General features: G+C 68.0%; 17 protein-coding genes. 14 read left to right on the top strand and 3 right to left on the bottom strand.

Annotated elements, in window-relative coordinates:
- The first annotated feature begins 78 nt into the window (after positions 1 to 78).
- From CSQ99_RS16085 to CSQ99_RS16035, 10 genes are all read left to right on the top strand, one after another.
- On the top strand, positions 79 to 2,061 hold the full coding sequence (locus CSQ99_RS16085; RefSeq protein WP_099039994.1) for a hypothetical protein: 1,983 nt from the start codon (positions 79 to 81) through the stop codon (positions 2,059 to 2,061).
- 441 nt (positions 2,062 to 2,502) lie between these two features.
- Positions 2,503 to 3,456: a phosphoadenosine phosphosulfate reductase domain-containing protein gene (locus CSQ99_RS16075; RefSeq protein WP_099039993.1), complete on the top strand. Its 954-nt coding sequence runs from the start codon at positions 2,503 to 2,505 to the stop codon at positions 3,454 to 3,456.
- Between the two features lie 44 nt (positions 3,457 to 3,500).
- Complete coding sequence (locus CSQ99_RS16070; protein ID WP_245908940.1) at positions 3,501 to 3,974, top strand: hypothetical protein; 474 nt, start codon at positions 3,501 to 3,503, stop codon at positions 3,972 to 3,974.
- Positions 3,975 to 4,255: 281 nt separating this feature from the next.
- Entirely contained in the window at positions 4,256 to 4,552 is a 297-nt protein-coding gene (locus CSQ99_RS16065) for a hypothetical protein (RefSeq protein ID WP_245908939.1), read from the top strand.
- Positions 4,549 to 4,872 carry a glutaredoxin domain-containing protein gene (locus CSQ99_RS16060; protein ID WP_245908938.1) on the top strand — a complete coding sequence of 108 codons (324 nt, stop codon included), beginning with the start codon at positions 4,549 to 4,551 and terminating at the stop codon, positions 4,870 to 4,872. The genes CSQ99_RS16065 and CSQ99_RS16060 overlap by 4 nt, the downstream gene beginning before the upstream one ends.
- Positions 4,857 to 5,405, top strand: coding sequence for a hypothetical protein (locus CSQ99_RS16055; protein ID WP_099039991.1), 549 nt, complete (start codon positions 4,857 to 4,859; stop codon positions 5,403 to 5,405). The genes CSQ99_RS16060 and CSQ99_RS16055 overlap by 16 nt, the downstream gene beginning before the upstream one ends.
- A gap of 37 nt (positions 5,406 to 5,442) precedes the next feature.
- Entirely contained in the window at positions 5,443 to 6,009 is a 567-nt protein-coding gene (locus CSQ99_RS31420; RefSeq protein ID WP_245908937.1) for a hypothetical protein, read from the top strand.
- Positions 6,010 to 6,122: 113 nt separating this feature from the next.
- A complete protein-coding gene (locus CSQ99_RS16045; RefSeq protein ID WP_099039990.1) occupies positions 6,123 to 7,661 on the top strand; it encodes a DNA cytosine methyltransferase in 1,539 nt (512 codons plus the stop codon).
- A 69-nt stretch (positions 7,662 to 7,730) separates the two neighbouring features.
- Positions 7,731 to 8,252, top strand: coding sequence for a hypothetical protein (locus CSQ99_RS16040; protein ID WP_099039989.1), 522 nt, complete (start codon positions 7,731 to 7,733; stop codon positions 8,250 to 8,252).
- 256 nt (positions 8,253 to 8,508) lie between these two features.
- Positions 8,509 to 8,736: a hypothetical protein gene (locus tag CSQ99_RS16035; protein WP_099039988.1), complete on the top strand. Its 228-nt coding sequence runs from the start codon at positions 8,509 to 8,511 to the stop codon at positions 8,734 to 8,736.
- 83 nt (positions 8,737 to 8,819) lie between these two features.
- Here the strand turns inward: CSQ99_RS16035 and CSQ99_RS16030 are convergent, their stop codons facing one another.
- Positions 8,820 to 9,347, bottom strand: coding sequence for a hypothetical protein (locus tag CSQ99_RS16030; RefSeq protein ID WP_245908936.1), 528 nt, complete (start codon positions 9,345 to 9,347; stop codon positions 8,820 to 8,822).
- Between the two features lie 10 nt (positions 9,348 to 9,357).
- Positions 9,358 to 9,942: a hypothetical protein gene (locus CSQ99_RS16025; RefSeq protein ID WP_099039987.1), complete on the bottom strand. Its 585-nt coding sequence runs from the start codon at positions 9,940 to 9,942 to the stop codon at positions 9,358 to 9,360.
- Positions 9,943 to 10,207: 265 nt separating this feature from the next.
- On the opposite strand from CSQ99_RS16025, the gene mobF reads away from it, so the two are divergent.
- From mobF to CSQ99_RS16005, 4 genes are all read left to right on the top strand, one after another.
- Positions 10,208 to 16,066, top strand: coding sequence for a MobF family relaxase (gene mobF / locus CSQ99_RS16020; protein ID WP_099039986.1), 5,859 nt, complete (start codon positions 10,208 to 10,210; stop codon positions 16,064 to 16,066).
- Positions 16,067 to 16,115: 49 nt separating this feature from the next.
- Positions 16,116 to 16,817, top strand: a complete 702-nt coding sequence (locus CSQ99_RS31415; RefSeq protein WP_245908935.1) for a DUF2510 domain-containing protein — start codon at positions 16,116 to 16,118, stop codon at positions 16,815 to 16,817.
- 728 nt (positions 16,818 to 17,545) lie between these two features.
- On the top strand, positions 17,546 to 17,815 hold the full coding sequence (locus CSQ99_RS16010; protein ID WP_053082894.1) for a type II toxin-antitoxin system TacA family antitoxin: 270 nt from the start codon (positions 17,546 to 17,548) through the stop codon (positions 17,813 to 17,815).
- On the top strand, positions 17,812 to 18,309 hold the full coding sequence (locus tag CSQ99_RS16005; RefSeq protein WP_023363547.1) for a GNAT family N-acetyltransferase: 498 nt from the start codon (positions 17,812 to 17,814) through the stop codon (positions 18,307 to 18,309). Before CSQ99_RS16010 ends, CSQ99_RS16005 begins: the two co-directional genes overlap by 4 nt.
- Positions 18,310 to 18,704: 395 nt before the next feature.
- Here CSQ99_RS16005 and CSQ99_RS16000 read toward each other — a convergent pair whose 3' ends face one another.
- The gene (locus CSQ99_RS16000; RefSeq protein ID WP_046191501.1) at positions 18,705 to 19,601 is read right to left on the bottom strand and encodes a pyridoxamine 5'-phosphate oxidase family protein; all 897 of its coding nucleotides are present in this window, start codon (positions 19,599 to 19,601) and stop codon (positions 18,705 to 18,707) included.
- Positions 19,602 to 19,605: the final 4 nt, after the last annotated feature.

The following is a 19,605-nucleotide window of genomic DNA, read 5'->3' as shown; positions in this document are numbered from 1 at the left end:
AGGTTTCGCCCACCGTCAGCGTCCACGCATCTCTGAACAGTCGCAACTCAAACTCGCCCAGCACCTTTGGAGACCGCCATGGAACTTTCCGTCCGCTCCTATCTGAACGCCGGTATCGCACTCACCGCCGCTAGCGCCATCGCGCTCGCGCCGGTCGCAGTGTCGCCCAGTGCTCAACCCCACATCTCCCTGCCTCGCGTCACTGCCGCCGAGATTCACCTCGCCGCCGCCATCAACCCCGCCGACGTCGCCGCGCTGGTCGCCAACCTCTCCACCGCCATGGGCTCGGTCACCTCCACCGTCACCGGTGCACTCGACGGCTCCACGCACACCTTGTCCAGTGCACTGCACACCGCGGCCGGCCTCAATGCCAATCTCTGGGACGGACTGATCCGCGCCGCCGGGACCAGCCCGACCCTCGCCTCGGTGCTCATCGCCCTCAAAGCCGCGTCCAACGGTGGACTCACCGAACTCGCACAGACCATCGACGCCGCTGGCGAGGCCATCAGCCTGACCAGCGGTCAACTCGCCGGGCTACTCACCACCACCGTCACCGGGTCGCTCGGAGCCGCCATGCAGGCGGTAACCAGCGTCATCAACGACCCCCTATCCGCGGCCAGCTACCTCGGCCTGCTCGCGACCCCTTTCGGTATCGCCGGCCTCGCCCTGCAAAACGGCATCACTGCACTGTCCACGCTGGCCACCGGAGGCGTTACCCTCGCCAGCGCCCTGGTTACCGGCGTCACCGACCAGATCGGCAACGGTCTGTCCCTGGTCAACGACATCCTCAAAGCAGGCAAAACTCTCACCGACATCGCTCTCATCGACGGTGCGCTGACCGCGCTGCAAGGCATCGTCTCCGCGCCGGTCACCGCCGCTCTCGGGGCCGTCACTGGAGTCACCGCAGCCCTCACCGACGCCACCACCTTCACCCTCGGCCGGGTCGCCGGAGGCGCGGCCGGCATCGTTGACACCTGGCTGGGCGACCACACCACCCCCGGAGCGCTACAGAAAGCCCTCATCGACATCGCGTCGGCGCCGCTGAGCCCTGCCAGCTACACCAACGCCCTCGGCGTTCTGATCGGCGCGGGAGTCACGACCGTCAACACCGTCATCGGGACCGCCAGCTCGTTCGCATCGTTGCCCTTCCGACTCGGGGCAGACCTCACGGTCACCGCGTCCGACGTGATCACCTCGTTCACCAGCGGGCTGGCCACCGCCGCCAGCGGACTGCTCCACGCCGTCGGGTTGCCCGCCTTTGTCAGCGCGCTGCCCCACGCTCTGGCCACCGCTGTCACCGGGGCGGTGAAGCTGGCCGCCTTCACCACATCGACGGCTCTCAACGCCATCGCCACCACGATTGACATCGGCCAAGCCATCGGCGGCATCGTCACTGCCCGCACCTCAGCCATCGAGGCAGGACCAAGCGCCCTGCCCGCCGCTGGCCAGCGCACTGCCACGCTCGACACCCGGTCCGAACTGACGCCCCGATCGGACGCCGGTCAGCCCGACACCATTTCCACCACAACAGATCTCGCCAGCGACACCGCCGTCACCACCGACCCTGATCTGCTGACTCAGTCGGTCACCGACGACCCGGAAGGCACCGCCGGTAGCGCTGAGCCGGATCCCGCCGCGGCGACCGCCCCTGACAACGCCGACGACGATGTGCTCGATGAGCCGGGCGACACCCCGGACGCCGCGGCCGACGACGGTCTGGCCGCCGAGGCAGACGGTGACGCCGACACGTCGCCGAAGGGGCACACCACCCAAGCCGAGACAGCCGAGGCTGAACGACTCAGAACCGCGCCCACGACCAGCAAGAAGCGGCCGGCAGCCGCCAAGGGCGACCGCCGTGCCAACACGTCGGCGCCGACGGGCGGCCTAGACCGCCAGGACTCAACCCGCCCTGACTCAGGCTCTGAGACCTACGGTCGCCATGCCTCGGGCACCACCACATCGACCTCTTCGTCCTCGGTTGGGCGCCACCGCGCCGAGTCCACCGCGCCCGGCGCCAAAACCAGCGACAACTCAGCAAGGGAATCCCGCGCCGCAGCATGATGGCCCCGACACGTGCACCCGCCGATCACATGCCCGGCGGGTGCACCCGGCTTTCTCACATGCTGGCGTGGCGGCCATCGAGCGCCGTCGCCTCGCAGTCGGCGGTAGGAGCTGGCAGGTAGTACGTCGACCCACACTCGTTGCACGTGGCCGTGCGATGCAAAATGCCGCACCGGCAATGGCTCACGCCAATCGTGACCGTTCCCGGCCCCAGACTGTGCCCGTTGACGCACTGGCCCGGGGGTGGGGGTTCTGCCCACCCGTGCGCCGTCCTCCGCAGCGGTGGCCACGCCCTGGTACACATCACCGCACCGCCACCGTCAGCAGGGACCAAAGCCTCACCCTGCCACGGTAACCAGCGGCCGGACATCCCCCGGAATGGATGTCTATAGCCCACCCTTTATGGTAGGCTATAGACATCCGATTAGGAAAGGTGACGTGATGCCGAGTCATGCGGACTGCCAGCAGGAACTCGCCCTCGATCTGGGTGTGCGTGCCCCTGCCGCCGTCGCTGCACCGCCCGGACACACTGTGACCGACGCCGCGACACCCGACCTCGCTGCCTATGACTGCTTGTTGGTCAGCAGCTCCGCAGGTAAGGACTCCCAAGCCAGTCTCAACGTCACTGTCGCGGCTGCCCGCGCCGCCAATGTCCTCGATCGCGTCGTCGTCGTGCACGCCGACCTCGGTGACGCCGAATGGGAAGGCGTGCCCGACCTGGCCGCCGAGCACGCCGCCCACTACGGCCTGCGATTCGAACTCACCCGACGTGAGCGCGACGGGCAGCACTACACCATCCTCGACCACGCCGAGGCGCGCGGAAAGTGGCCCAGCTCCCAACAGCGTTGGTGCACCTCGGACTTCAAGCGCGGGCCGATCCGCACGGTCATCACCCGCCTGGTCTCCGAGCTGCGCGCCACCGGCCGAGTGCAGGGTCGCCCGGTTCGGGTGCTCAACATCATGGGACTACGCGCCGAGGAAAGCGCCGCCCGCGCCCGCCGGAGCCCCTACGCATTCAACGCCGCCGCCTCCAACGGCCGCCGTCACGTCGATGACTGGTACCCCATATTCGAGTGGTCGACCGCCGCTGTCTGGCAACGCATCCGCACCGCGGGAACCCGCCCTCATCCGGCCTACAGCCAAGGGATGAGCCGTCTTTCGTGCCGCCTCTGCGTCCTGGCGTCTCGGGCCGACCTCGTGTGCGCAGCGCGGCTCAACCCGGAGCTGGCCGATCGCTACGCCGACGTCGAGGACCGTATCGGTCACCGCTTCCGTAACGACCTGTCGATGGCCGACATCATCGCCGAAGCCCGCGGCACCGCCGAGCGCACCTGGCTGCCCCTGCCCGAGCTGTCCTCTGCATCTGGCCGCCGCCACGACGCCGGCCAGCGATGACCTCACCCCAGACCGCCCCGCCCACTCTCGCTAAGGAGACGCCCGTGTCCACCACACCGCATACGCCCACGCTGCCCACCCCGCCGGCCGATGTTCTCCGAGAATTGCTCACCGCGTGGTTCATTGCCCGCGACGATCTCTACGACGCCGAAGCCGCCGACGCGATCACCCACCCCGCCGTAGGCGACGCTCACCACGTCGGCACCCAGATTTCCCAGCAAGTCGTCATCGACCTCGCCGACGAGCTCGTCGCACTGTTCGTCCCGGATGTCGCCGCCCGATGCGCCCTCACCGGAGAGAGCGTCGAGGAGTTGCACGCCCCTGCTGTCGCATCCCCGGCACCCGGCCAGCCGGTCTCCTGCATCCTGTCCGGCCACGGCCGCGTGGCCGGCGACATCCTGGCCGTGGACTCGCGCACCGTACTGATCCAGTGGCGCAGCAGCCCTGTCTTGCCCATCCGGTACGCCCGCGATCAGATCGTGCCCACCGCTCACGGCTGGCACGTGCGCCGGACCTGACGCACCCACGGCCCGCTTGTGCTCCTGTTCCATTTCAAGGCTCGGTTATGCACTTAGGACGCCCCGGCCAGTCTCGGTAGCAACCCGGCGGTCCCAGCCCCCGCCCGTCTGTAGAACTACGCCTGGATAAGAAGAAGGTCGCAGGCCCGGCCACACCCCTTACGTCGGGTGCGCCACGGCAATGAACGTGGCTAAACAGCAGGTCAGAACCGTAAACGACTAGACACCCCACCCCAACGCATGGTAGGCTATAGCCATCCACCAATCGAAAGGGGCGCACCATGGCGACCGCCGATTCCTACTGGCTGACCTACCACCGGTGCCTGAACCGCGTCGCGGCCGACGCCGATTCCGTCGATGCGCTGATCACGATCCTCAACGACACCTACCCGGCCGTCAGCGGTGAAGCGTTCCACCCCGGTGGCGCCGACCGTGACCTGTGGGAAGTCCTGGCCTCAGAGCGCTCGGACTGGACGGCCACCTGGAGCAAGGCCAGCTACTGGTACGCGATGCGCGACAGCCAAGGCAACACCTTCACCTACACCGAAGGCGACATCGATCGCGGGTCGAAGCCATGAGCGCACCGACCGCCACCCCCGATACCCACGCCACCGAGAGCGGAGCCCCTGCCATGTCCACCATCACCATGTACAGCAAGCCCGGTTGCGTGCAGTGCCGCGCCACCGCCCGAGGATTCGCCAAGGCCGGTGTCGCCATCGACATCATCGACGTCAGCACCGACCCCACCGCCGCCGCCATGCTCACCGACTGGGGCTACCTCAGCGTGCCCGTCATCGTCACCCCCGACGGCCAACGCTGGGCCGGACACCGCCCCGACCGCATCACCGACGCCGCCCGCGCCCTGCGCGAGGACAACCTGGCATGCGCCCCACACTGACACCCGAGCAACGACACCTCCTGGCCTTCGTCGGGAGGTCATCGGGAAGCATGCTCCTTGACGCATTCCTCGAGGAACGCGCACTGCGATCCCTCCTGGCCCGCGCAGGTGGTGCCAGCGGCCCGCAAGCCCCCCAAGGCGCACCCGACTGGATGACCAGCTACTGGACCGTCGGCCCGAAGTTCATCAGCCCGGCCCCTGGGACCGGCCCCGCCCGCGCCACGGTCACCGCCACCCAGATTCAACGCCTCGGCCAGGCCCTGCCCGCCGCGCTGCGCCACGAGATCGCCGAACTGCTCACCGCCAAGCGGGCCGAAAGCGAACGCACGTGGCAGTGGTGCCGCTGCGGGCACGCCCACAGCCCCCGCAACGCCCACAGCGGACCGTGCCCGCGCTACCACCCCTCCGACGAGGAAGACGACGAGCACTACCGCCGCAGCGCCGAACTGCACGACAAGACAGATGCCCTCCTGCGCCGTGTCCTCGACCTCGACGCCGGTGCGCAGCTCGACCTGTTCGACCACCTGCACTGACCACCCCAATCACGCAGCCTGAAAGGACGCCCCAGCAATGAGCTACTCGGCCACCATTACCGACCCACACGAAGCTGACGCCATGCCGATGTGGGAGTCGTTCGGCCACGCGGATGTCGATGCCGCTCTCCAGGCCGCACAGACATACATTCACGCGACACAACCCGGGGATCGCATCGTCGCCGAAGGGCAGGGCGTCTACGCCGTCTGGACCGGCCCTGCGCCCTCGACACGAGTCGCCACCGTCGTCATCGCACCAGCGGACGACCACCCCTGCCGGGCGCGGCCGCAGGACGGCGCACCGCCATGTTCGCCGCCCAGCCCACTCCGTTCACGCGCTCGGCTCGTGGAGAGTCCTGAGATGACAACCGTGTTCGTCGCCACCGTCCGAACCGCTGTGGAGTACACGGCCGTCGCGCACACCGCTGAGCGAGCCGCCAGGCTGGCATGCGGGAAGGGCATGGAGTACCTGCAGAGCGTGCACGGCGACTTGGGCTACGACGATCCCATGTTGGTCGGGAAGTACTTCGGAGTCGACGTCATCCCCTTCGAGGTCGGCGGCCCCGCGCAAGAGACGCGCCGTTCCACGCTGCTGGCGCCCTAACCCTCAGACGCGCCGGCCCCGCCGCCACGCAGAACCCCCGCTAAGTGGGTGGCTATACCCTACCAATGTGTGGTAGGCTATAGCCATCATCCAAAGTTGAGAGGACCACCCCCATGCTGACGATCTGCGACCTCTACTGCGGCGCCGGAGGCTCCACGGCTGGCGCTGTAATGATCAACAACGTCGTCGCCACCGTCGCCAGTAACCACTGGGACAGGGCCATCGAAACCCACAGCGCCAACCATCCCGACACCGACCACATTCAGGCCGACCTATCCCAGATCGACCCGCGCCTGTTCCCCACCACCGACCTGCTCTGGGCCAGCCCGAGCTGCACCAAACACAGCATCGCCCAAGGCCGCAAACGCCAAGACGCGCAACCAGACCTGTTCGGCGAGATCCTGCCCGAGGCCGCCGCCGAACGCTCCCGCGCCACCATGTGGGACGTCGTGCGCTTCGCCGAGTACCACATGTACCGGGCAGTGATCGTGGAGAACGTCGTCGATGTCGTGTTCTGGCCGCCGTTCCAGGCATGGCGCATGGCGATGGAATCCATCGGCTACACCGCGCAGTTCGTCTACCTCAACTCGATGCACGCCCAGCTCTACGGCCGCGGTGCCCCACAGTCGCGAGACCGGTTCTACGCCATCTTCACCCGGGCAGGCGATCCCCGACCCGACGTCAAGCGCGTCGTGTCTCCCTACGCAGTGTGCCCCGACTGCGGACCCGTCCGCGCCGTCCAGAGCTTCAAGCGCACCGATCGCGCACCGTGGGGCAAGTACCGCGCCCAGTACGTCTACCGCTGCCCCAACGTCTCCTGCCGCAACCAGGTGATCGAGCCGACCTACCGCCCGGCCGCCGACATCATCGACTGGTCGCTGATGGGCACACGCATCGGTGAGCGCACCCGCCCGCTGGCCGACAAGACCATGGCCCGCATCGCCGCCGGAATCCAACGCTACTGGCAGCCCATGCTGGTGCCGGTCGAAGGACGAGACGGCAAGACCGCCGCCCCCGTCGACCAGCCGACACGGACCATGACCACGCGCAGCGAAACCGCGCTCCTGGTCCCGACCGGAGGCACCTGGCGCAGCGAGGCCGTAGCCGTCGACCAACCCATCGCCACCCGCACCACCCGCGAGAACGACGGCATTGCCTTCGCACCGTTCATCGCCGAACTACGCGGCGGCTCCAGCGATGCCCGTTGCACTACCGAAGCGCTGTCCACGGTCACCGCGTCCGGAAACCACCACGGCCTGGTCTACAGCCCCGTCACGCGAGGCGATGTCTTTCACGGCCGCTGGAACCCCACCGATCCGCGCCCGTTGATCACGAGCTACTACGGCAACGGCGGCAGCACCCCGGCCGACGAGGCACTGCCCACCGTGACCACCGTCGAGCGTCACAGCCTGGTCACCAGCGGCCCCGCTCCCGCGCCGCCTCAGCACATCGACATCAACGATGTGTTCTTCCGGATGCTGGAGCCCCGCGAAATCACCGCCGCGATGGACTTCCCCACCGACTACCGCATGCTCGGCACCCGCCGCGAGCAGGTACGCCTGGCCGGCAACGCCGTCACCCCACCCGCTGCACGCGATCTCGTCGGTCTCGTCGTGGAAACCCTCACCGGCGAACCAGCCGTCACCACCTAAGCCCGGTAGGGCCCGGCGGACATCCCCCACCCGCCGGGCCCTACCGCCCACCTCGAAAGGTCACCACCGATGCACGCCGACCCGGACCGCACCGCCGCCACCCGCACCCGCCGCGCCTGGCTGACCAACCACCTACTCGCCGACGCACCACCCCCGCCAGGCACCGCCACCTTCATCGCCACCACGCTGCTGACCAACCCCGGCCTGCTTACCGAAAGCCTCGCCGCCGCCACGCTGGCGACCGCCTTCCTCGATGCCGCCGATATCGCGCACACCCCGGTCAACGACACCGACGCGCTACGCGCCCTGCTCGCTCACGTCGTGGCCTCGCTGGAGGTCACCTCCACACCCGACCTCATCGGCTGGACCACGTGCCTGTCCGAGACGACCCACACCTACCTCAAGTTCCTCAGCGCCCTGCCCGGCTACCCGATGCCGCAGCCCGAACGTGCACTCCTCGGCGCGGCCTCACACCTCGCCGCACCGCCGACGGCGCGCCCGCCTCTTGATGGCCGCAGCTCCTCGCGCGACCGAACGTCTCGTCAGCGCGCCTACGGCGCGGATGCCCGCCTGCGGCGGGCACGTCCGTAGCCCCTCACCTTCAAATCCGTCAGCAGAGGGCGCAGCCTAATCGGCCGGGGGCCCGACCGGTCAACCCACACCGACGCCGACCTACGCAGGCCGAGTGACCTTTTCGGCCCTACCAAGCTCGCTGCCGCTCGCGGGCCGAAAACCCTGCGCCACCCGCCGCCGCCTCTTCGGGGTTGACCGCCCACCCTCACCCGATTGACCGCACCCCAGCGCTGACCGGCGCACCACTAAGCGAAACGACGAACGGAGAACCACCATGACCATCCCCACCACCACCGCAGTCCTGGCCTACGCCCGCGCCGACATCCACGCCGCCGTCGCCGCCGCCGACGACCCCCACCGCCGCCGCCAGTACGCGCTCTCCGCACGCGACTACGCCGTCACCGTCCTGCTGGCAGGGGACGCCACCGCCGACCAGACCCGCCACGCCGACTACTACCTCACCGACGCCGAGTCCTTCATCGCCGCCACCGCCGACCACTAGCCACCCCCGCGCCACCGCCTGCGGGACCCCACCCGGGTCCCGCAGGCCGTCGCGGCGCGACACCCAGGTCCGCGACCACCGTCTCACCACAGACGCGGCTGGCCACCCAGCAGTGCGGCCTCCACCGCCGCGCCATCCCAACCGGAACGCACGGCCGCCCGCAGCGCCAAGGCCTGCTCCCGCCGCGCCTTAACTCCCGCGTGGCGCGCGATCACCGCAGGCGTCCCCCCACCTCGCCGGGCCCGCGCCATCCTCGCCATGTTCTCCTGCTGCGTTCCGGCAACCACATGAGGGCGCACCCCGCTACGCAGCTCCAGCGCGGTGATCACCCGGACACACATCGGCACATCGCACCCGTGTAGCGCCCGCAGATGACCGTCGAGCTCGCGCCCGCCAGCGGCCACCGCGAGCGCATACCGCGGTGGCCGCACCATCCGCAGCATGCCCTCGCGACGAATCGCGAACCGGCCGTAGCCGTCGTCGCCGATCGCGCCGGTCCACAGCCAGCAGTCCTGTCGACCCGGCCCAGCGACCACACGGCTGAAGAACCGCGCAACCTCAGCGATGTCGCACTCCGGATCGACCGCCAGCTCCCGCGCCAACGCGCCCACTGCCGTACCGCTACGCGCTCAGCGCCGTGGCGGTGCCTGCGGCCGGCTCATCATCACTCGCCGCTTCGCCGTTGTCGGCGCCGGTGCTCTCTGCTTGCGCAGTCACCTCACTGCCACCCTCCACAGCGCCGTCAGCTGGCTCGACGGAGATCCCAGCGTCACCCGCCGCCCGCACCGCTGGTGCAGCCGCGTCACCGTCACCGTCACCGTCGCCCTGCGCTGTGACCGCGAGCTTGCCCAAGTCGCGCACCCGGTTCTGACTCTGCCCGGTCTGACTGGCGATGGCCGCCACCGTCTCGCCCTGCTCCCGCAGCCGCCTCACAGCCTCACCAGCAGCCCGCTCGCACCGCGCGGACTCCTCCCGCGCCGCCTCAGCCAGCTTCGCGACCCGCTCCTCAGTTTCGCGCTCGATGCGCTCCACGCGCTCGGCTGCCTTCGCGCGCGCCGCAGCCACCTGCTCTTCGAGCTTCGTCCCGACCGCCGCCGCACGATCCACCTCCGCGAGGAACTGCGAAAGGCCATCCACGATGGCCGCCTCCCGCGCCTCGCGCGCGGCATTTTCGGCCCGCCGCGCCTCCAGAACTCGTTGCTTCACTGCATTTTTTGTCGTTGCATTCGCCATGGTTCCGGATGCTAACCATCACTTACGACGCAATCACGCCTGCTTTCCTCCCCACCTACCCAATCACCCCTCGTTGCACCCTCACCACCGTCTCACCCCTGTTGACCTGCATCGTTGATTTCCAGCCTGGTTTTGACCCACACACCTCTTGCACTTAGGTAACGGTTTGGTAACGGCCCGTTCGGGGGTTGCGGAAAACTGCCTTGGTTTCGTCGTGAGAACTCGGTGCGCTGGTGGGGTGAATGCGGGCATCCACAAGCTCACTGCTGGCTCCGGGTACTTGTACCTGGTGCGGCAGGTGGCTGCCCATGACCGCACTCATGGCCCGGAGTCGCTGGGTGACTACTACTCGTCCAAGGGCGAGACTCCTGGCCGTTGGGGTGGGCGCGGACTGGCCGGGTTGGCCGCCGGATCAGAGAACTGGACGCGCACCGACTCCGGGGACCGGCTGTGGTCGCTGGAAGAGGGCTCGGAGGTCACTGAGGACCAGATGAAGGCCCTGTTCGGGCTCGGGGTGCATCCCAACGCCGCGGCATTGACCAAGCAACTGATCGCCCAAGGGGCGCGCAAGAACTCAGCGCTGACGGCGACCTCGCTGGGGCGACCGTTTCGGGTCAATGCCGGTGAAACCGAGTTGCAGCAGCGCCTCGCGTTGGCCTACCGGGATCACAACCTGTCGATCGGTGCGCACTGGAACGCCGCCATAGACGAGTCCCTGCGGGCGCAGATGCGTACCCAGATCGCTACCGAGATGTTCGAAGAACAGCACCGCCGCGCACCGCTGGACGAGCGAGAACTCACCGGGTTCATTGCCCGCGGCACCCGCGACCAGACCACGTCGGTGGCCGGCTACGACATGACCTTCACACCGGTCAAAAGCGTGTCCGCGCTGTATGCGCTGTGCCCCGAGCCGATCGCCAAACAGATCGAGGAATGCCACAGCCGCGCGGTGCAAGATGCCCTGGACTTCCTGCAAGACCAGGCGGCCTACACCCGCATCGGGGCCCAAGGCATCGCTCAAGTCGACACCGAAGGCTTCATCACCGCCTCGTTCCTGCACCGCGACACCCGCGCCTCGGACCCCGGCCTGCACACCCATGTGGCCATTTCCAACAAGGTTCGAGCCCGCGGCACCGACGGGATCAGCCGGTGGTATGCCCTCGATGGCCGGCCGCTGTATGCCTCCACCGTGGCGGCCTCGGAGTTGTACAACTCGCGGCTGGAGGCCTACCTGGCCGACGAGTTGGGGATGCGGTTCGCCGCGCGCGGTGATGCCCGCGAAGGCAAGCGGGAGGTCCGCGAGGTCGTCGGCGTTACCCGCGAGCTCAACGAGCTGTGGTCCTCGCGTCGCGCCGCGATCGACGCCGAATATGCGGTGCTGGCCAAGACGTTTCAGGCCGCCCACGGCCGCGAGCCGACCACCCCGGAGTCGATCGCGATGTTCCAGCAGGCCACCTTGGCCACCCGCGACGCCAAGCATGAGCCCCGCTCGCTGGGCGAGCAACGCCAGGAGTGGCGTGCCCAAGCGGTCGGTCTGTTGGGCAGTGACGAGGCGGTCAACGCCATGATTGCGCGCTCCCTTGCCGGGCGCACCGCGACACCGGCCGAGGTCACCGAAGGGTGGATCAAAGCCCGCGCCCGCCAAGTCATCGCCACGGTGTCTGGCGACCGCGCCACCTGGAACCGCACCCATGTGTTGGCCGAGGCGTTGCGCGTTGTGCGCGTCACCGGGCACGCCGGGATCGACGGGATCGCCGAACTCATCACCGACGCCGCGTTGAGTGCACCGTTGAGCATCCGGCACGCGTCCAGCCCCGATACCGACCTCGGTGAGCCCGCGAGGTTGCGGCGCCGCGACGGGTCCAGCGTGTACCGCCAGGTCGGATCGCAGACCTACACCAGCACCGAAATCCTGGCCGCCGAGCAGCGCATCCTGGCTGCGGCCGGCCTGCGCGATGGACGTACCGTGCCTGCCGCCGATGTCGAGATCGAGCTGCTGGCCCAGGCCGCGCATCGGCGCGAACTCAACGCCGGCCAAGCACAACTGGTCCGCGAGATGGCCTGCCGGGGTCAGAGAGTGATGCTCGCGTTGGCCCCGGCCGGGTCGGGAAAAACCACCGCGATGGCCGCGCTGGCACGGTCCTGGGAAGGTGCCGGGGGCACCGTGATCGGGCTGTCGCCGAGCGCCAGTGCAGCGCAATTGCTGCGCGAAGAAATCGAAGTCGAGGTCGGAGACACCCTCGATAAGTTCAACTGGCTCACCGACAATCCCGACACATCGCCCGGTGATCCAGCACGCCAGTGGTACGACGCGATCGACGAGAACACGTTGATCATCGTGGACGAGGCCGGCAAGGCCGGCACTTTGGCGTTGGCCTCCATGATCGCTGTCGCGTTGGCCAAGGGCGCCAGCGTGCGCCTCGTCGGTGACGACAAACAGTTGTCTTCGATCAGCGCCGGGGGTGTGCTGCGCGACCTCGCTCACTTGCATGGGGCGATCACCTTGTCTCAAGTGATGCGGTTTGCTTCGGCGGCCGAAGCCCAGGCCGGTCTGGCGTTGCGCGACGGTGACCCGTCCGGGATCGCGTTCTATCTCGATGAGCAGCGCGTGCATGTCGGCACGCAGGCCGCCGCATCCGATATGGCGTTCGAGGCATGGCAATCCGACATCGCCCACGACAAACACTCACTGCTGTTGGCGCCCACCCACGATCTGGTGTCCGAACTCAACGACCGAGCACGACTGCACCGCCTCACCGAACTCGGTGAGCACGCCCCACCGTTGGAAGCGGTGTTGATGGCCGGGGCCCGCGCCAGCGTCGGAGACCTCGTATTCACCAAGAAAAACGACCGCAGCCTCGCGCTCGGTGCCACCGATTTCGTGCGCAACGGCTACCGCTGGGAAGTCACCGACGTCGACCCCGAAGGCTCGATCACCGTCGCGCACTTGGAGTCCGGGGCGCACCTGCACCTGCCCGCCGACTATGTACGCGCCCACGTCACCTTGGGCTACGCCCGCACCATTGATGCCACCCAGGGCGCGACCGCCCGCTACCGCTGCCACACCGTGGGCTCCGACCAACTGACCCGCCAGCAGGTCTACACCGCACTCACCCGCGGTGTGCACGGTAACCACATCTACTTCTCCACCGCCGAGCACGACCCGCACCGTGTGCTGTCCCCGAAAGCGACCCACCCCGACACCGCCGTGGACGTGTTGACCCGTGCGCTGGGCCGCGACGCCGCGCAAGTGTCGGCCACCAGCGCGGCCCGGGCCGCCGCCGACCCGGCTGCCCGGCTGGCCGCTGCGACAGCCATGTACGCCCATGCGGTCGGCGCGGCGGCCGAGTCACGCCTGAGCGCCGCCCAGCATGCCGAGTTGGACTCCCACGCCGAAAAGTTGGTGCCCGGCCTCACGTCGGCGACCGCCTGGCCGGTGCTGCGCCAGCACCTCGCGTTGATCGCCGCCGCCGGAATCCACCCGCTCAAACGTCTCGACAAAGTGGTCGCCGCCGGCGGATTCGACAACGCCGCCGACCCCGCCGCCGTCATCGACTGGCGACTAGACCCCACCGGAGCGCACTCCGGTGGCGCCGGCCCGCTGCCCTGGCTGCCCGCCATCCCCGAACGCCTGGCCGCCGACCCGCACTGGAACACCTACCTGGCGGCCCGCGCGCAACGAGTGGACGCCCTGGCCGAAGAAGTCCGCGCCACCAGCGCCCAATGGACCGCAGCGACCGCACCCCGGTGGGCCCGGCCCCTGGTCGACACCGATGCCGAGCTGGCCGCCGAGCTCGCGGTGTATCGCGCCGCGACCGCCGTCGATGACAACGACACCCGCATCGCCGGCCCCGAGCAATACCCCGCCCGCACCCGCGCCGCGCAGCGCCGCCTCGAACTCCGAGCAGCCGAACTCATCGGCGCCGACACCACCACCAACCGCTACGACGACCTCATCGACTCCATCAACCCGCACATCCGGCAAGACCCCTACTGGCCACAGCTGGCCTCCCAACTGGCCTCGGCTTCGCGCACCGGAGTCAACATCACCCAACTGGTGGGCAAGGTCGCTGCGCAGCGCCCCCTGCCCGACGAACTGCCCGCCGCCGCTCTGTGGTGGCGACTGTGCGGCACCATGTCCCCGGCCGCCCTGGAAACCGCGAACGGGGGTTTGCGCCCGGACTGGCTACCCGATCTGCACACCGTGTTCGGCACCGAGATGGCCGAGACCATCGCCGCCGATCCCGCGTTCCCGGCGCTGGTGTCCGCGATCGGCAATGCCGACCCCGACCGGTGGAGCGCACTGGACCTACTGCACGTCGCCGCCGAGCACCTCTACGACGCCGACGCCCACCTGACCCATCATCTGCGCGGCGACGAGTACGCCCGCCTGCTCACCTACTCGATTGACCTGTTCACCACCGACGACCCCTACGACCATGACATCCCGCTGCCCGACACCGCACCCCTGACCGAGGAAGAACACGAAGAACTCGCCCACCAGCATCCCGATATCGACGGGCCTCAGCATTGGCAGCACGACGCCCTCGATGACGTTTTGGCCGATCCCAACATGCTCGCCGCCGCCCTCGGCCTGCAAGACAGCGACCTTGCCGACGCCGCGACCGCCGACGATCAGCTCCCACCACCCGAGCACGCCGACGACCTGTTCGATCCCGAGTCGCATCTGGATTTCGACAGCCTGAGCACCGTCCGACCCAGCCCCGCCGCCGCACTGACCGCTCACCGCGCCGACGTGCACGCCCTGCGCGCCCGCTACGCCGAGGCCGACGCCGAGTTGCAAACCCTCACCGCCCAGGTGGTCGCCGGCAATGGCCCGCACGTGCTCGCCGCCGCCGATGAGCTCCGGCGCTTGCGCGACGCCGCCGACGCCGACCGGCCTTTCCTGGCCCAGGTCGAAGCCGTGCTCGACCAGTGGCATGAGGCCGACACCACCTACACCGCGGCACTGGAGCTCATCGAGCACGCCCGCACCGAACTCGACGCCCTGCGCGCCGACCCAGACGCCGACCCCCTCGATGTCGCCTCGGCAGCCCAGAACCTGAGCTTCCTGACCACTCACCACCTGCCCACGCACAGCCCCGCCGAGCAGTTCCACCCGGCGTTCCAAGAAGCCACTGCCGCCCGCGCTGAGGCTGCCGGCGGCAGCGAGCACATCGTCACCCACGCCGACGCCGACGCCTTTCTGCGTCAGTGCCGCGCCGACGACGATGCTCTCGTGGCTCGTCACCGTGCCGACCGCGCCGCGCTGCGCGAACAGCTGCACCGCGCCGAGCACGCCGCCGCACAAGCCTTCGCCCGGGCCCAGCGCAGCACCGCCGAACACATCACCGACCTGCTGCCCCGCATCGCCACCGAGCTACGTGTGCTCGACAACGCCGGACAACACGCCTTCCAAGACCGGCTGCCGATCCCCGCCGACCCCGATATCGACACCAGCCGCCTGCGTCGGCTCACCGATGTCCCGTTCGTGCTGACCGTCGCCCACGCCACAGACCGCGCAGCGCTACTGCCGATGATGAGACATCTAGACCGCGCCGCCCACGACGCGACGCGCCCGCTGATCTGGGCCGCCCCGCCCGCCGTCCTGAACAACCCCGACCTGTCCCCGATCAACAACACCGTCATCGACGCCAGCGCCATCGACCTCACTGACAGTCAACCCGGCACCATCGTCGTCATCGACCGCGCCGAACACCTGCCCCCCGAGACGATCGCGGACCTTACCGAGAACGCGGCAGCCGTCAACGCACGGATCATCCTGCTCGACACCAACTCCGGCACCTGGCCGACACCACCGGCCGCACCGCTGCTCAAACTGCTGCACACCGAACTGCGCTGGTCGGCAGTGCTGACCGCCGCCCCCGTCCGCATCAACCACTACGCCACCGGCCCCGACACCGACGCCGCCCTCACCCAAGCAGCCGGACTCGACCACGACCAGCACACACCCGCCATCACCACCGCACTCCAACGCCACCACAAAGCCACCCAGCGCAACACCACCGCCCACGACCTCCACAACCGGATGTGGAACGCCGCGCAACGCGGCGATGGGCTCAGCCGAGACGTGTAGGGGCACCGCAAGCTGTATTTCTGTCACAGGTCTGCGGGACAATCCCCCCATGACTGACTGCCCAGAGCCATCCCCTGACTCCATCGCTCGGGCCATGGCTCAAGTCCGTAATGAAGACTCTCACTACTTCGCACGCAAAGCAGCTGAGTCCGAAGCCAAGCGCCAAAGGATCGTCGCCGAGGTCGCGCGCACCGCCGGCCCAGACGACGACATCGACTACCTGACCAAGCGTTCGCTGTACGACGCCGGCCTCATCAGTGCGTCCGAACTGCATGCCACAGGCTCCCCTCAACTCCTGCCACGGGGCTGGTATCAGCACTATGTCGAAGCGATAGACGAGTACTGCCCCACTCGCGTCTTCTCACTCTCCGAAGCCGGCCTCGATGCCGCCGGCCTCTACGACCGCGGCTACCGATGGATGGTCGTATTCAGCGAACAGACCGGGCCAACCGGCGACCGCACATTCATTGACGTCCGCAGCTTCGCTGCCGCGGCAATGACCGAGCACAGCGCACCCACAGAGCAGCTCGCGCTCTCAGAAATCCTCCACATGGGCTACCACATCGCCGACCTACCCAACGACATCTTCATGACACCTCCGACCATCCCGCAGCACCGCAGCCCACCCTCACTCCCTGGACCGGGCTGGTATCCCGATCCCACCTCCCGCTTCCAGCACCGGTGGTGGGACGGGCAACGCTGGACCCACACGGTCGCCTTCCACGGGCAAACCCACACCGACCCGATCTGAACTCCCTGCCGAGGGCAAAACTGGCGGGAGATCGCTGTCGAGCTGCACCTACAAGAAGCCGGCCAACCCGGATTGAAAAGATTTGGCCCTAATAGGACGCTCGCCCGCTTCCGGTTCGAACCCCCGCCTTGAAACGCCCTGCGCCGGATGACTGCGTGGATACTTGCCCTGTGGCAATCAGCCCGGGCGCGACGTCGATTGACGGTGCGCGCGAACGCGGCAGGCTGCCGAACAGTAGACGCGGCGTCGACCTGCGGCTGCTTGCCGGACAGTCCCAGCGCAGACCGGGCAGCGCATTTCGTTACTTTCGCGATTTCCAGCCGGCATTTCGTTACACACGTCGCCTTCACCAGCAGAAATGCACACGTCCGGTAGCGCGACCGATCGCAGCGGGCGGTTGGACCACAGCACCTCGGTACGTTCCTCGTACGCTCCACCTTGACTTGTGGCCGTCGACAACTCCCCTCGGTACCAGTCCCGGTATAGCTCAACGTCATACAAGCGTGATGCATAGCCGGATAGCACCACGGTGGCGGCGCACCCGTGCAAGGCACCCGACAGTTCGCGGTGCCGGGACCTGACGAAAATTGGTTGAGGCCTGGTCTCTTATGGTGACGTCCGATGGCCGAGAACGCGCTGCCGCGGATTTGGGAACGCCGCCGCGCGCCGAACTGCATCGTTCCGCGCTTGCCGACGGTATGTACACCAATTCGGCGTACACTTCTGGTGTGGAGACGAAGAGTGGTCGCTGGCACCTGCGCGTGACCGCGGCGCAAGATGCGGTGGTGCGACGTGTGCTCGACGTCACGGGCGAGTCGCTCAACGACTATGTGGTGCGTCACGCCGTTCAGGCCGCCGAGGCCGACCTCGCTGATCGGAGAGTGTTCGTCCTCGATGACGCCGCCTGGACCGATCTTCAGGCGCTGCTCGACCGTCCGCCAAGCCCCAAGCCCGAGTTGGCGCGCCTGCTGGCGAATCCGTCGATTTTGGAACGGTGAGCTACGAGGGGCCCGTCCTCTTCGGTGCCGATCACATCGTCGACGACTTCGACTGCGGCAACGACGTGCTCAACGAGTGGCTGCGGACGAAGGCTCTGCACAATCAGCGCGAAGGAGGCAGCCGCACCTGGGTGGTGCTGGACGGGCGACGGGTGGTGGCCTTCTATGCCTCCAGCACGGCGGTGCTCATGCGCAGCCGGGCGACGAAACGCGCTGCTCGCAATCAGCCGGACCCGTTACCTGCGGTCCTGCTCGGCCGGCTGGCCGTCGACGCGAACCATCAAGGGCGTGGTCTCGCTGCAGCACTTCTCAAACATTTCATCCTCAAGTCACTTGAGGTCGCGGAGCTGACGGGGGTTCGGCTGCTGCTGGTCCACGCAAACAACGACACCGCCCGGCGCTTCTACTTGCGCTACGGTTTTGAGCCTTCTCCTGTCGACGACCTAACACTGATGCTCCTCGTAAAGGACGTCCGGCCCAGCCCATCTGCGTAACGAAGCCGAGACGGTGCTGGATCGCGTCGACACGGCCGTCGCCGCCCGGCTTGATCATCGCGAGCAATAAAACTCGCGCTGAGCGCAGACCTCCCCTGGGCGGTGGCGAACCGGTAGCGATATCGGGATGTCCGTGGCGCTGACGAAAATTGGTTGAGGCCTGGTCTGTGGCGGTGGGCTCGAGGGTTGGGAAACGTGACCTAGCGGATTTGGGAACGTGCACACTGTCGGCTGGGGAATCAGCTCGCGGATAGTGCAACTTTTGGGCGCGTCAGGACGACGCAGAGTCCAGTTCGTGCAATTCGGGCCCGGACGGGTCCCACAACGCAGCCGGTACTGAGCGTTCGTCGGGTGTCCCTCAGGTAACGGATTGGAACGGATGCCGTGCACTGTCGTCAGTGCTCGGCACGCAACGCCGCGATGCCGGTCACGACGACGCGCTGGGGTGTGAAGGTGACTCGTCGTCCGGTTTGACTTTCGTCGCGCGGCCTTTCGTCCTCCCACACTAACGTGGCTGTGCCGGTTAGTTGCAGCGTTGTCCCCGTGGGGAAGTCGATGAAGAGCAAGGCTGTGGTCGGGTCGACCGTCACATTGCCCAGGCTGTTGAACAGGTTGTTGCCCGGGTAGTCCGGCCACCAGAGGCGATCGTGCTCGATGTGGACGAAGCCGGTCGGCCCGCCTCGATGGGAGGCGTCGTTGCCTGACGTCGGATGGCTGGTGCCCAGGAAGAATGTGTCGGCGTGTTCGATCAGCCGACCGTCCTCCGGTCGCAGAAGTTCGCCGGTGAAAACCGGTGTGCGGTCTGGGCCGGAAGCGTTGGCGGGGAGGCGCAGGTGGCGGTTCCGGATGAATTTCGGGCAGTTGCCGTATGCCTGGTCGACATCGATTGTCAGACCGCCGGAATCAGCCTGGGCGAGAACGCCGTTGATGCGCACTCGGCGGCGGGTGGCGAAGTCGATCACGATAAGCCCCGCGGGCTGGCGGGCCGGTAGGTCGTGGAGCGGGTCGGCGTCGAGAAAGGGGTCCTCGATGTGCAGTGTGGTCGGTGTCGCCGCCCGGAGGAAGCCGGGTTGTCCCAGCAGCGGTGAGGTCCACAGTCGGCCTGCGGCGTCGCGTGCGGTCAGGACCGCCAGCTGCGCCGCCGCCACGAAGTCAGCTGTGGCGGTGCGGAGCTGGCCGCGGGCCGCCATCGGGGCCAGCCGCTCGGCACGCGTGCGCACTCCGGCGCGTGTCTGGACGGCCAGCTCGCCGCTGTGGAATCCCACAGCGGCGGGCCGGTTTTCGTTCGTCATCTGC

The sequence above is a fragment of the Mycobacterium neglectum genome (assembly GCF_002591975.1).
Taxonomy (GTDB): Bacteria; Actinomycetota; Actinomycetes; order Mycobacteriales; family Mycobacteriaceae; genus Mycobacterium; species Mycobacterium neglectum.
Note: the sequence above shows the minus strand (reverse complement) of the source record. Positions and strands in the feature narration are given on the sequence as shown.

Bases quoted from the DNA above. Each gene is read 5' to 3' on its own strand.
- CSQ99_RS16060 (WP_245908938.1), top strand. From the start codon at position 4,549: ATGAGCGCACCGACCGCCACCCCCGATACCCACGCCACCGAGAGCGGA.
- CSQ99_RS31415 (WP_245908935.1), top strand. From the start codon at position 16,116: ATGACTGACTGCCCAGAGCCATCCCCTGACTCCATCGCTCGGGCCATG.
- CSQ99_RS16065 (WP_245908939.1), top strand. From the start codon at position 4,256: ATGGCGACCGCCGATTCCTACTGGCTGACCTACCACCGGTGCCTGAAC.
- CSQ99_RS16040 (WP_099039989.1), top strand. From the start codon at position 7,731: ATGCACGCCGACCCGGACCGCACCGCCGCCACCCGCACCCGCCGCGCC.
- CSQ99_RS16075 (WP_099039993.1), top strand. From the start codon at position 2,503: ATGCCGAGTCATGCGGACTGCCAGCAGGAACTCGCCCTCGATCTGGGT.
- CSQ99_RS16085 (WP_099039994.1), top strand. From the start codon at position 79: ATGGAACTTTCCGTCCGCTCCTATCTGAACGCCGGTATCGCACTCACC.
- CSQ99_RS16035 (WP_099039988.1), top strand. From the start codon at position 8,509: ATGACCATCCCCACCACCACCGCAGTCCTGGCCTACGCCCGCGCCGAC.
- CSQ99_RS16055 (WP_099039991.1), top strand. From the start codon at position 4,857: ATGCGCCCCACACTGACACCCGAGCAACGACACCTCCTGGCCTTCGTC.
- CSQ99_RS16045 (WP_099039990.1), top strand. From the start codon at position 6,123: ATGCTGACGATCTGCGACCTCTACTGCGGCGCCGGAGGCTCCACGGCT.
- CSQ99_RS31420 (WP_245908937.1), top strand. From the start codon at position 5,443: ATGAGCTACTCGGCCACCATTACCGACCCACACGAAGCTGACGCCATG.
- CSQ99_RS16000 (WP_046191501.1), bottom strand. From the start codon at position 19,601: ATGACGAACGAAAACCGGCCCGCCGCTGTGGGATTCCACAGCGGCGAG.